Here is a 13,555-nt window from a genome sequence, read left to right as displayed (position 1 = left end):
TGACCTTTAGTGTTTTATGCCGGATTCAGCACGTTGCAGTGTCCAACGTGCGCGTTCGATGATGGGTCCATCGACCATTTTGCCGTTGAGAGAGACTACGCCCAGCCCTTTCGCTGCCGCTTCTTCGGCGGCTTCGATAACCGCGATGGCGTGATCGACCTCTTTTTGCGTTGGGGTAAACACGTTGTGCAGCAGGTCAATCTGACGTGGGTTAATCAGTGATTTGCCATCAAAACCGAGCTGCTTGATATGCTCCGCTTCACGCAAAAAACCTTCTTCGTTGTTGGCATCGGAATACACGGTATCAAACGCCATGATCCCAGCAGCACGCGCCGCTTGCAGAATGGAGCAGCGTGCAAACAGCAGCTCAATGCCTTCCGCTGAACGCTGCGTGCGCAGATCACGCACATAGTCTTCCGCACCAAGCGCAATCCCAATCAGGCGGCGTGAGCTAAAGGCAATCTCGACTGCGTTGTTAATGCCTTGCGCACTTTCAATCGCGGCCAACATACGCGTGCTGCCGACTTCGCGTCCGCATTCACGCTCGATCTGCTCGATGACTTTTTCCATCTCAATCACATCGTTGGCGTTATCGGTTTTCGGCAGACGCACCACTTTGGCTCCACCGCGCACCACGGCATTAAGGTCTTTGATGCCGAATTCAGAATCGAGCGGATTCACCCGCACCACGGTTTCCATCTCTTGATACATAGGGTGTTGCAGCGCATGGAACACCAACATCCGCGCGGTGTCTTTTTCACGCAGCGCGACCGAGTCTTCCAGATCGAACATGATCGAATCCGGTTGATAGATAAAGGTATTGCTGAGCATGGCGGCATTCGCGCCCGGCACAAATAACATACTGCGACGAAGTTTGGTCATGATAGTTGGCTCCACTCAATGTTCTGAACATCACAAGCGCGCATCACCGCCGCCTGTACGCGCGCGCGGATCACACAATCCAGCGCGCCTTTGTCTTCGATGGTGACCAACGCATCGTGCACTTGCATCGCGTCGAGGGTGTGCAGCACGACCTGACGAATCGCATGACCAAATTGCTGCTCGACGGTACTGTCTAACACCAGTTCAATACCGCCATCGTTATTGGGTTCAATCCGAACCTGAAGATCACTGGACTCCAGTGTTCCCGCAAAGGCGGGATGGGCAATTTTCATGGGTACAACCTTGTTAATGAGTTATTGGATAAAACAGTGTCAGCACTGCGCTCATACCGCTAACAGTTGCGGTGCGGCCTGTAGCGAATGTTCCGCATAATGCTGACAAAGGTAGGAATAAGTCGTTTTCGGCACGAGATCGGCAATCGCGGCAACGCCAAATTGTTTGAGCAAATAGCGCACGCGCGATGCGGAGATCGGCTGCGAGGCTTGCTGACTACGCTCAATTTCCACTACTTGGATCGACGCACTAACATCGTGTGCTTCTTCTAACCAGCGGCGCATGGCTTGGTTGTAGTTACGCGTCACCGTACAAATCGGCTCACTGCCGACAAAGCGGTGCGTAATGCCAAGGGCTGGCGCGATTGAATGGCGGAAAATACTTAAATCCAGCGCAGTATGGGATTGATTGACCACTTGCTGATCTTTAATAAAATAACTAGGGAAGGTCGCGCGCGAAATAATATAATCCGAGCCAGAATGAATAGTTAAATTCAATAAGTTTTTACTGCCTGCCTTAATCATGGCCATACGGTCAGCGTAAGAGAAATCTTTATTCTCTGCTTTTACCACAAATAAATGCACCCAATCACATTGTTCACAGGCTTGTTCAATTAAATATTGATGACCTAAGGTAAATGGATTGGCATTCATCACAATACTGCCAATTTTACGCCCAGACATTTTTAATAACTGCAACTGTTTGCAATAAACCGCAAGACGATTTGGGCTATTTTCTAATAAAGCAATATGCGGTTCGACTTTATCGACTAAGAAAAAACCGCACTGTCGGAATAAATCTACATTGGTCGGCTTAGTGAATAGAAATAGTGAAAAACACCCTATTTCATAAGCGAAGTTGGTTAATTCGGTCATCAATTTGAGCGCAAAACCGGTCCCTTGCAGCGCAGGAGAAACCGCGATGGACTTCAACACATGCCCCGCAATTCCACCGCAAGCGATGATTTGGTTTGTACCGTAAGCCACCACAAAATGCTCAACATCCTCATCAACCGTGAGCTGATGCTGGCAGAGAAACTCTTTGATCTGCAAGAGCTTGGTTTTATTCTTGCTTGAAACTCGCGAGAAGGTGTAAATATCTACCATGGTCGGCTTCCTCACCTATTTTTTCTGACTTTATTATCTAAATTAAGCCGCAAAGGTTTAATGAGGGTAATCACTTTATTTCCCGTGGTTAACGCTCTTTATGGTTTTAATGAATTTAATTTTTATATCTTTAATTTTAAATTCTATTTATCTATCTAAAATTTAAATCATAAAAACCATTGAGATTTTTAAAGCCACTGGTTTGAATGACTATTTTCACAATTATCACTGACTATTTTATTTAATGTAGTAAAGGTCTTAATAACCTCATTGGACATAAAAACATGAACGAAAAAACCCTATATTTAGATAAAAAGTCCGCAGGTGGATTGAATCTAAGCCAGATAAAAATATTTGGCACTCCACTCCCTTTATTTTTATTTTTACTGATCACTGTATTAGCCGCCCATATTACTGACACTTTACCTAGCGGTCTGGTCGGTGGTTTTTCTTTTATGTTTGTCATCGGCGCGATATTTGGCGAAGTTGGCAAACGCCTACCTATTTTTAATAAATACATCGGCGGTGCACCGGTAATGATTTTCTTGGTTGCTGCTTGGTTCGTCCACATGGGCTGGCTCAGCGACCGTGAAATAAAAACCGTGACCGAAGTGATGGATAAGAGCAAGTTCTTGGATCTGTTCATCGCAGTACTCATTACTGGCTCCATTTTGGCGGTCAACCGTAAACTACTGATCCGCTCTCTAGCCGGTTACATTCCAACCATTCTGGCTGCGGTTGCCGGTGCGGCGATATTTGGTATCGCTATCGGCCTCGTATTTGGTATCACCCCTGATCGCATCATGATGCTGTATGTGCTGCCGATTATGGGCGGTGGTAATGGCGCAGGTGCAATTCCACTTTCCGAGATATATGAATCGGTCACTGGTGGTTCAAAAGAACAATACTACTCAGTAGCGGTCGCCATTTTAACTATCGCTAATATAGTGGCTATCATCGTAGCTGCTGCTCTGAACATTATTGGTGAAAAGATCCCATTATTAACTGGCAATGGCGAGCTAGTACGCAGATCAAAACTAGACGTCAATGAAGAAGCCCAAAATCTTAATATCACTCACCGTGAAATTGCGATTGGTTTAATGCTGGCCGCATGTGTGTACACCTTCTCTTACGCTTTATCGAAAGAAATTCTGCCCGGTTTTGGCTCGATTCAGATCCACACTTTTGCTTACATGGTGGTGATCATCGCCATCCTTAACGCGGCGGGTTTGTGCAGTGATGAAATCAAAGAGGGCGCGAAACGCCTGTCGAATTTCTTCTCAAAACAGATGCTGTGGCTATTGATGGTCGGCGTTGGTATTGCTTACACCGATCTGGCGGAAATCATCAATGCCTTAACCTTTACTAACGTGATTATTGCCACTGTTATTGTACTTGGGGCGACTTTGGGTGCTGCTTTAGGTGGTTGGGCGATGGGCTTCTATCCTATTGAATCCTCTATCACCGCAGGTCTGTGTATGGCTAATCGCGGCGGTTCTGGTGACCTTGAAGTGCTCGCGGCCTCTAACCGTATGAATTTGCTCTCTTACGCACAAATCTCTTCACGTCTGGGTGGCGGCATTGTGCTCGTTATCGCCAGCGTGGTGTTCGGTATGTTTGTTTAACTCTTTAACCCTTGCTCCTTGGGATTATTTGGCGCGCCTAGCGCGCCTCTTTTTTCTCCCTATTTTCAACCCTGTTTTTATCACTGGAAGTGACTATGCAATCAACCTCACTATTCCTCGAAGGGATTAATTTGCTGACCCTGGGGATGGGCTTTGTGTTCATCTTTTTGATTTTCTTAGTATTTGCAACTCGCACCATGTCGTACTTGATTGTACGTTTTGCCCCGCCTCAAGTACCAACCAAAACGGGCAATAAAAAAACACCAGCCAATAAGGCTAAATCCAAACAAAACCAAGGTGAGTTGCTCGCGGTGCTCACTGCAGCTATCCATCACCATAAAGCACAACAAAAATTATCTTAGTGAAGGAGAAATAACAGATGACTCAGGCGATTAAACGCGTAGGTGTAACAGATGTCGTATTACGCGACGCTCACCAATCTCTTTTTGCCACTCGCTTACGGATTGACGACATGCTGCCGATTGCGCAGCAATTAGATCAGATCGGCTATTGGTCTTTGGAATGTTGGGGAGGCGCGACTTTTGACAGTTGCATCCGCTTTTTAGGCGAAGACCCATGGCAACGCCTACGCTTGCTCAAACAAGCCATGCCCAATACGCCACTGCAAATGCTACTGCGCGGACAAAACCTACTCGGCTATCGTCACTATGCTGATGATGTAGTGGATACCTTTGTCGAGCGCGCAGTGAAAAATGGCATGGATGTGTTTCGCGTATTCGATGCGATGAATGATGTGCGTAACATGCAACAAGCTCTACAAGCGGTGAAAAAGATGGGCGCACATGCGCAAGGCACGCTCTGTTACACCACAAGCCCAGTGCACAATTTACAAACTTGGGTCGACATAGCGCAGCAACTGTCGGAGCTGGGTGTCGATTCGATTGCCCTTAAAGATATGGCCGGCATTTTAACCCCGTATTCTGCCGAAGAGTTAATCTCAACCCTGAAAAGACAAGTGGATGTCGAATTACATCTGCACTGCCACTCCACTGCTGGCCTTGCCGATATGACCTTACTCAAAGCGATTGAAGCGGGCGTTGATCGGGTCGATACCGCGATTTCCAGCATGAGTGGCACTTATGGTCATCCAGCGACGGAATCTCTGGTCGCCACCTTGCAAGGCACGGGCTACGACACCGGGTTGGATATCGCTAAGCTCGAAAATATTGCGACCTATTTCCGCGATGTACGCAAAAAATACCACGCCTTTGAAGGCATGATGAAAGGCAGTGATGCACGTATTTTGGTGGCGCAAGTCCCGGGCGGTATGCTGACCAACATGGAAAGCCAACTCAAACAGCAAAACGCACTGGATAAACTCGATTTAGTGCTCGAAGAGATCCCGCGTGTACGTGAAGAGCTTGGCTTTTTGCCACTAGTGACTCCGACGTCACAAATCGTGGGTACACAAGCGGTGATCAACGTCGTAATGGGTGAGCGTTACAAAACCATCACCAAAGAAACCAGCGGAGTACTGAAAGGTGAATACGGTAAAACACCTGCGCCGGTCAACGTGCAGTTGCAAGCTCGAGTATTAGCAGGTGCTGAGCCCATAACCTGCCGCCCCGCTGATTTGATTACTGCTGAAATTCCAACCTTGCAAGACCGCGTATTGCAGCAAGCTAAAGAGCAACACATCACTCTCGCCAAGAATGCGATTGATGATGTGCTGACCATTGCGCTGTTCGATCAAGTGGGTTGGAAGTTCCTCGCGAATCGCCATAACCCAGAAGCATTTGAACCCGCACCACAAGCAGCAAAAACTGGTGACGCCTCTCAAATGCCTGCGGCAAAAGCCAAAGCCGCGTCAGTGGAAAGTCAGTCCGTCGCAAGTAACGGTGTCTACACCATTACCGTCAACAACCAAAGCTATGTGGTGAAGGTAGATGAAGGCGGCGAGCTGACACATGTCGCGCCAGCAGCATCGGCCAATAACGCACCAGTACCGAGTGCAGCAGAAGGTGAAAACCTCGCAGCACCCCTTTCTGGCAATATCTGGAAAATTCATGCGGCAGCAGGTGATGAAGTGGCTGAAGGCGATGTCTTGCTGATCTTAGAAGCGATGAAGATGGAAACTGAAATCCGCGCACCACGTGCCGGAGTGATCAGTGTCATTGAAGTCAATGAAGGCGATGCAGTACAAGTCGGCGACGCCTTGCTAGTACTAGCATAATCAGGGACAAAAATAATGGAAAACGTTTTAGCTATGGTGCGTGATTTTGGCCTATTCCACCTCCAGTGGGGGCAAGCCATCATGATCCTTGTCGGTTTAACGCTGCTCTATCTGGCTATTTTTAAACGCTTTGAGCCTTTGCTACTAGTGCCTATTGGGTTTGGTGGCATTCTCTCTAATCTGCCTGATGCAGGGCTTGCCATGTCGGCGATAGAAAATGCCTTGTATGCCGCCAAACCGGAAGTGATGACGGCCTTTTCAAAAGTACTACAACTTAGCTCGTACATGCCTTTGGACATTAAGCAAGCATTGAGTAGCGCAACGCCACTACAAATGACCACCTTGCACTTGCTGGCCGAGCAGTATCAGTACAGCGATGGTATGCTTTATCTGTTCTATAGTCTGGCTATCGCTTCCGGAGTTGGGCCTCTACTCATTTTTATGGGCGTAGGGGCAATGACGGATTTTGGTCCACTGCTGGCTAACCCCAAAACCCTGCTGCTCGGTGCGGCGGCTCAGTTTGGTATTTTCACTACCGTACTGGGTGCATTGGCATTAAGCAGTTTAGGGGTAATGGATTTTAGCGTGGCGCAAGCTGCGGCGATTGGCATCATAGGTGGTGCGGATGGCCCTACGGCAATTTACGTCTCGAGCATGCTCGCACCTGAATTGTTGGGGGCAATTGCGGTCGCAGCCTACTCTTACATGGCGTTAGTGCCTATGATTCAGCCGCCGATAATGCGTGCGCTGACCACGCAAGAAGAACGCAAAATTCAGATGCATCAACTGCGCCAGGTACACAAACTAGAAAAAATTGGCTTTCCACTGCTGTTACTGATTTTGATTGCGCTCTTACTGCCTTCTGCAACGCCACTGCTCGGTATGTTCTGCTTTGGCAACTTGATGCGTGAGTGTGGTGTGGTGGAGCGTTTATCCGACACAGCGCAAAACGCACTGATTAACATAGTGACTATTTTCCTTGGCCTATCAGTCGGTTCGAAACTGATGGCGGATAAATTCCTCCAGCCACAAACTATCGGCATTTTGGTGCTCGGTATTGTTGCGTTTTGTGTCGGTACTGCCGCAGGGGTTTTGATGGCTAAACTGATGAACCGTTTCTCCACCACCAAACTCAACCCACTGATTGGTTCAGCCGGAGTTTCTGCCGTGCCGATGGCGGCACGCGTCTCCAACAAGGTCGGGCTAGAAGCCAACGCGCAGAATTTTTTGCTGATGCATGCCATGGGACCAAACGTCGCTGGGGTCATTGGCTCTGCAGTAGCGGCAGGAGTCATGATCAAATATGTGATGGGATAGACATTATTGATTGGTGTTTCTTAGACTCCAATCAATAAGCCTCACTTATAGCAAGGATAGACTCGCCGGCATGAAAATATCACTAGCCCACTTTTTACACACCAAAGTCTGCCAGACTCTTTCGTTTCAGCAAAGGGTCGGTGCACTACTGGTTGCTATGGTAGTGATCCAGCTTTTGCTGGTAGCCGGCTTTTTCCATCAAACTCTTAGTGAAACCCTACAAGATCAGATCAGCACTAAGGCTCTGATTCAAGCGCGTGAGATTGCGACTGACCCCAATTTAATTGCCCTAATCCAACAAAATCGTCTCACCGAAGTACAGACTAAAATCGATCGCCTACAACGCATTTCAGATGCCAACTTTATTGTGATTGGCGATGCCAATGGTATTCGCATTGCCCATCCAGATGAGCGAAAAATTGGTTTACCCATGCAAGGCGGTGACAGCAGTCGAGCGTTAAAAGAGGGCGAATATTACACCTCAACCCAAAAAGGCAGCCTAGGCTGGGCAATTCGCGGTAAGGCTGCGGTTGTCTCACCTTCCGGACAGGTTCTGGGTGTGGTTTCTGTGGGCTATTTACTCGATCATATCAGTGATTGGCTACGCATTTACTCCTATCCAATGCTCAGTACTGTGGCCCTACTCATGCTGCTTTCTGGATTGAGCGCTTGGCTGTTTACCCGCCATATCAAGCAACAGATGTTCAATATGGAGCCGGAAGAGATCGCCATGAACCTCAACCTGCAGCAATCCATTCTACAAAGTGTGTATGAAGGAATAGTTGCGATTAGCTTGAAAGGTGAAATCCTTTCTGTGAACTCTAAGGCACTGAATATTCTTGGCATTGCCCACCAACCGAATCATCTAATTGGACGTAATGTTCAAGAGTTCATCACTCCGACTTACTTTTTCATGGGTGCTAGTCCGTTTGGTCAGTTAGCACAGCAAAACAGCACCAGCCAGCAAGATGAACTGATTAGCTGTAATGGTGAAACCTTGGTGGCGAACCGTGTGCCAATCAATTCAGGGCAACAGCAAATTGGTTGGGTGGTGAGTTTTCGTCGCCGCAACGACTTCAATACGCTGACTTCCCAGCTTAGCCAGATCCGTCAGCACAACGATAACCTACGCGTAATGAGCCACGAGTTTGCTAACCGCCTCTCCACCATCGGCGGGTTAATTCAAATCGGCGCATACGATGAAGCCGTCAAAACCATTCGCCGCGAAACCGCCGAGCAGCAGCAACTGATCGATTTCATCTCCCAGACCTTTCATCCTAAAGTGATCGCAGGATTACTGCTCGGTAAATACAGCCGTGCCAAAGAGCTAGGGCTGTGCTTGGAGTTCGACCCGATGTCACATCTACATCAAGAGCCGCAATGCATGACGTCAGATGAGCTGGCGGCAGTGCTCGGTAACCTACTGGATAACGCATTTGAAGCGACGCTAAAAAACCCAAACAACAATAAAACCATATCGCTGCTGCTGACCGATAACGGTGAAGAGTTGGTGATTGAAGTGGCAGATAATGGCAATGGCATTCCTGCCGACATTGCCCAAACCTTGTTTCTCAAGGGAGTGAGTAGCAAAAACCAGCAAGGACACGGTATTGGACTTTACCTTGTTCATCGATTTGTCACTCAGGCTCATGGTTCGATACTTATCGACAGTGCAGAGCCGCAAGGGACTATTTTTTCTATTTTTATTCCCAATCGACCCAAAACACTTGTGGCGGAAAACCACTTACCACTAGCTGAAGGGCATAATAAGAGCTGATTATGATGGAATTAATCGACGTATTGATCGTAGAGGATGAAACGAGCATTGCTGATGTGCACAGCTTTTATCTCAAACAAACTACCCGCTTTCGCCCTGTTGGCGTGGCACAAAGTATTAATGAAGCACGTAACATGGTGCGCATTCTCAAGCCTAAACTGATTTTTTTAGATAACTACCTACCCGATGGTCGTGGCATAGAGTTTTTAAAGGAGCTAACTCATCAACCGCAAGCACCAGATGTGATTTTTATCACTGCCGCTTCCGATATGGAGACAGTACGCGAAGCCGTTCGCTGCGGAGTATTTGATTACTTGTTAAAACCAATTGCCTATGATCGAGTGCAAAACTCGCTGGAGCGTTATCTAAAATACACTAGCTCGCTGCGCGCTAATGACAGCGTCAATCAGCGCCACGTTGATGAACTGTTTAATTTTCAGGCTAAAACTGAGCAACTCGATAGTTTACCCAAAGGGATAGATGAACTTACTTTGATCAAAATCCAAGAGATTTATCACCATGAACCACAAACCGCGTACACCGCAGAGTTGTTAGGACAAGCGATTGGGATCAGCAAAACCACCGCCAGACGTTATCTTGAATATTGTGTGGCCAGTGGTTTTCTGGAAGCTTGTATCCAGCATGGTCGGGTAGGTCGTCCTGAGCGGCTTTACCAAAAACGCTAACTACCGCTTTGATTTATAAAGTGTAATGGAAGGGGAGCACTTCGGTACTCTCCCCTATTTCCAGCACCCCTTCTAAGTTGTCGCTATGACACTGACAAAGTGGGATCACAAACACCCCTTCCTCATCTTTATCGCATTTTACCAACATCGCCTGAGAAGACGGTGCTAAACAGTTAATCTCGGAACAAAACGCCTGACTTTCACGGCTAAAATGTTGCCAATACGCCAACCAATTTTCTCGCGCTTGAGCAGAAGCCAAATCTCTAGAAACCTTTCTAACTAACATCGCATCACCACTGTGGCTATTGAGTCGCTCTATTACAATGGATTTCGACTCGCCTGAGCATGAAGTAATTCAAAGTTCGCCGTAACGGAAAAAATCTTATTGGTTTTTATGTATTTATATAGCGATGAACGTTGAAGTAGTCACGTTGTAATGGCGTGGAGGGTAACTGGTTGCCTGGCCGCAAAATAGGAGCTGGGAATGACCAAATTTTCATTAAGTAAAATTAAATATTGTTATGTTTAATACCAGCATTCATAAAAAATCAAAAATATCGCATGAGGTTCTCTATTTCAGCTTCGGCGATTCAGATTAAGTTGATGACGATGGATAAAAACACGGAAGGCACCATAGCCTTCCGTTATCTAGTTAACTCACAAAGTAACCATGCAGGCTACTTACTGACACTGATCATTTCGTTGAAGTACTCGACTTGCTGTTCCATGCTCAGACTTTGATTATTTGAACCCAACGCCCAGATAAAGAAACCACCGTAACCATTCTCTTTTTGCCACTTGGCACGATTGAGGTTGTTTTCACGGCTCTCCACAAAATTGCCGTTTGGCCCCCACTGGCTATTGATCGTATTGCCCAAAACAATTTTCGACTTATCTCCAATGTATTGAGCGTAATTGGCCATCGCGACATCGTAGAGGAAGTTTTGGCCGGCGTCATAGGTCATGACGTTGAAGAAATCGAAATCGTTCTTGGTTGCTTGTAACAGATCGATCACTTCACCATGGTGAGACGAGCGACCTGATGGCTCAACGTAAGAACAATTTTCAAACACACTTGAATCCATGCATGCCACAGGATCAGCACCGACATGGTATGTGGTCAGCGACAACACTTTATTGTCTCCCACTTTTTGGCGTATCAGTTTAATCAATGCGGTTAGGTCTTGGTTCTCTTTATCGGTAATGCGCGCTGCTTTCTCGAAGTCGAAGTCAAGACCATCGATTTGCACATAACCCGCTAATTGGTACTTGCTGTAATCACATTGGCCATCACCACCCGTCGCAAGGCAGTCACCCACCACCTCTTCTGGTTTTAGGTTCTTCTTATAGACAGGGAAGGGTTTGTTGACCAATTCAACGAGGCCATTGGCCACCGCCTCCCGATTTGCATCGCTACCAATCGCAGACCAAATACTTTCATAAGTTTGACCACCAAACGCGACCATCATGGTGACATTGCTATTATCGTGTTTTAAGGTTGACCACGCTAAGTACTGAGATGGCATCCAATCTGGGTTGTAACTTGGTGGGGTTACCATGTCATCAGAAATCGTAATGTTGCCGCTAGCATCCCATTGACCGAACGATAATAAATAACCGTCACCTTCAGAATTAAACAGTTTTTCATAATCGTTTAATCCCCAAGAAGTGAGATAACTAATGGCACGGTCTGGGTTATCGGCAAGGCCACCACCACCGGTACTCTCTTTCACTGTAATATTGGATGGGGCTGACATTTGCTCTTGATTAGCACTGTTGAGCGCCTTTGCGTAAATAGCGTAGTTGCCTGCTTGCGCTCCAATCCACTCATATTCATAAGGTGCTTCGGTGTCTTGATTCAGCACCTTACCGTTGGCAATAAACGTCACGGACGCCACCTCGCCTTCATAGCTCTTAGCATCCGCTTTGATTGAGATCGCTCGGCCTTCAAAGAAGCTTGAACCGTCTACAGGGGAAGAGAGTGACACCAGCAGATCTTTATCAGTAATGGCAATCGAAATCGGTGCAGTTTGAGCACTTGCGCCTTGATCGTCATACGCGGCAACCGTGAGAGTGTATTGTCCTTCAACTTGAGCAGGCACAGTGATGGTATAGAGATCGCCCGAAGAAGAGGTGGATGTTGCAACGACTTCGCCATTCAATTGAACATCGACACGCGCCACTTGGGTATCGTCGGTCGCCTCAACGACCACCTCAAATGGCTGATTGGGTGCTATTTTTTGTCCATTTTCTGGCGATTGAACATGCACTTCAGGAACAGGGTTAGGATCGCACTCACCAACGTCATTCCATGCATCTTTCCATGCATCTGGATAATTTGGATGCCCAGTACCCGGTGTCCATACTGGGTTACCACACCAACCTGCGATTTTACATGCGTAGATATGGCCAATATTGGTTACCTCATCTCCCACTTGATAGCTCACGCCATCTTGGTACTGAGCAACGTCACCGCAACTACCACTCACATCAGTAACCGTAATCGTCAGATTTTTTTGTGTTACATGCCGTTCATCATCTTGCGCTTCAACACGTAATGCAGCGCTTCCGGCCGTTTGAGGGGTCCAGTCACAAGAGAACACTTGCTCTGTTTTGGCATCGATACTGCAAACTTCGGTGTCATTAGCAAAAAATTTAACGGTAGCCAGATCATTATCAGCATCGGTCACTTCAGCAGAGATCGTCAGACTTGTGCCTTGTGGGTGGGACGATCCCGCTTCTGGGGAAATGAACTCAACGACCGGAGGATTAGGCGCCGTCGATTCTGACTCGACAGAAACAGGCACGCTTTGCTCAGAGAGCTTATCGCCTTCCTCATTGAACGCGATAACTGAAATGGAAGCGGCTCCTATTTCTTTCGGTTGCCACACTTGCTGATACTCGGTGACACCTTGCTTCAATGGTTGTTGAGCAATTTTGTCTTGGTTAGCCCAAAACTCAAGCTTACCGGCACTCTCACCATCAATATGAGCCATAATGCTAACGTCTGTGCCCGTGTATACCACTGAATTTGGCGCTGGAGAGAGAATATCTAGCGAAAAATCGGGCGGTGGTGTGGTGCCCCCTTCCATTTTCACAATAACAGAATCTTCAAAAGCACTCAGGTTTTCCAATGAGCCAGCAAAAGCTATCGTCAAGGAGAGTGACTCTGAGGAATTCAGAACGCTGTCAACCCAAACACCTTCAGGGAATTTAAGCGCCACTGAATGGAGAATACCGCCCGCTTGAGCGGTATGAGATAGACTCCACGTAGGATGGGATAGCGCCGATGATTGCCAACCTATATCGTTAATCGCAACGGGTAATACAAATTCGATGACCGCATCGCGCATATCCGCTGACTCTGCTCCTGTATTTTTAATCGCTAAGGTGTAAGTGCTCCACCACTGCCCCTCTGACTCAGCTACCGCATCCGCGCTAAACTCAACAGCAATAGCCTGAGATATTGGGTTTAGCAATAGACCCGAAAAAAGCATGGTTAGGCCTAAGACCCGGTAATAGTTTTTGTCGGCCATTGAGACTGGCGTGTTTTTTTGATTAAACATTATTTTATACCCTTATATTAGATTTATAATATTCGGTATGTTTATTAGCACCACCTCCAATAATTAACATCAACAATTTTCGCTTAAAATAACTTTTGGAATGACAAT

At 47.1% G+C, this 13,555-nt stretch carries 10 protein-coding genes and 1 pseudogene; 6 read left to right on the top strand and 5 right to left on the bottom strand.

The features are described from left to right. Positions 1-6: 6 nt before the first annotated feature. From citE to citC, 3 genes are read right to left on the bottom strand one after another with little or no spacing between them, the layout of a single operon-like run. On the bottom strand, positions 7-882 hold the full coding sequence (gene citE, locus AACR75_RS02445; RefSeq protein WP_026028193.1) for a citrate (pro-3S)-lyase subunit beta: 876 nt from the start codon (positions 880-882) through the stop codon (positions 7-9). Further along, positions 879-1,175, bottom strand: a complete 297-nt coding sequence (gene citD / locus AACR75_RS02440; RefSeq protein ID WP_000684014.1) for a citrate lyase acyl carrier protein — start codon at positions 1,173-1,175, stop codon at positions 879-881. The genes citE and citD overlap by 4 nt, the downstream gene beginning before the upstream one ends. 51 nt (positions 1,176-1,226) lie before the next feature. Further along, positions 1,227-2,282, bottom strand: coding sequence for a [citrate (pro-3S)-lyase] ligase (gene citC / locus AACR75_RS02435; protein ID WP_047688494.1), 1,056 nt, complete (start codon positions 2,280-2,282; stop codon positions 1,227-1,229). Between the two features lie 284 nt (positions 2,283-2,566). Between citC and citS the strand changes: the two genes are divergently transcribed. The 6 genes and pseudogenes from citS to AACR75_RS02405 all read left to right on the top strand — a co-directional run bounded on the left by citS (position 2,567) and on the right by AACR75_RS02405 (position 9,881). Further along, positions 2,567-3,907 carry a citrate/sodium symporter CitS gene (citS, locus tag AACR75_RS02430; RefSeq protein WP_017050620.1) on the top strand — a complete coding sequence of 447 codons (1,341 nt, stop codon included), beginning with the start codon at positions 2,567-2,569 and terminating at the stop codon, positions 3,905-3,907. Next, positions 3,900-4,269, top strand: a pseudogene (locus AACR75_RS02425) (OadG family protein). The gene citS and the pseudogene AACR75_RS02425 overlap by 8 nt, the downstream one beginning before the upstream one ends. A 17-nt stretch (positions 4,270-4,286) precedes the next feature. Next, entirely contained in the window at positions 4,287-6,101 is a 1,815-nt protein-coding gene (oadA, locus tag AACR75_RS02420; RefSeq protein WP_047688492.1) for a sodium-extruding oxaloacetate decarboxylase subunit alpha, read from the top strand. Between the two features lie 15 nt (positions 6,102-6,116). Further along, positions 6,117-7,418, top strand: coding sequence for a sodium ion-translocating decarboxylase subunit beta (locus AACR75_RS02415; RefSeq protein ID WP_017048250.1), 1,302 nt, complete (start codon positions 6,117-6,119; stop codon positions 7,416-7,418). Between the two features lie 70 nt (positions 7,419-7,488). Next, a complete protein-coding gene (locus AACR75_RS02410) occupies positions 7,489-9,195 on the top strand; it encodes an ATP-binding protein (protein ID WP_156117094.1) in 1,707 nt (568 codons plus the stop codon). A gap of 2 nt (positions 9,196-9,197) precedes the next feature. Beyond that, the gene (locus AACR75_RS02405; RefSeq protein WP_017048248.1) at positions 9,198-9,881 is read left to right on the top strand and encodes a response regulator; all 684 of its coding nucleotides are present in this window, start codon (positions 9,198-9,200) and stop codon (positions 9,879-9,881) included. A gap of 13 nt (positions 9,882-9,894) precedes the next feature. Here the strand turns inward: AACR75_RS02405 and AACR75_RS02400 are convergent, their stop codons facing one another. Both AACR75_RS02400 and AACR75_RS02395 read right to left on the bottom strand, forming a co-directional pair. Next, positions 9,895-10,167 (bottom strand): hypothetical protein, encoded by a 273-nt coding sequence (locus tag AACR75_RS02400; protein WP_017048247.1) that lies wholly within the window; start codon positions 10,165-10,167, stop codon positions 9,895-9,897. A 391-nt stretch (positions 10,168-10,558) separates the two neighbouring features. After that, positions 10,559-13,447: an Ig-like domain-containing protein gene (locus AACR75_RS02395; protein ID WP_047688490.1), complete on the bottom strand. Its 2,889-nt coding sequence runs from the start codon at positions 13,445-13,447 to the stop codon at positions 10,559-10,561. Positions 13,448-13,555: the final 108 nt, after the last annotated feature.

Origin of the sequence: Vibrio sp. ZOR0018 (assembly GCF_963865925.1) — a bacterium.
In the GTDB taxonomy this organism is placed as follows: domain Bacteria; phylum Pseudomonadota; class Gammaproteobacteria; order Enterobacterales; family Vibrionaceae; genus Vibrio; species Vibrio anguillarum.
The sequence above is the reverse complement of the archived record's forward strand: the minus strand, read 5'-3'. Positions and strand labels throughout refer to the sequence as shown.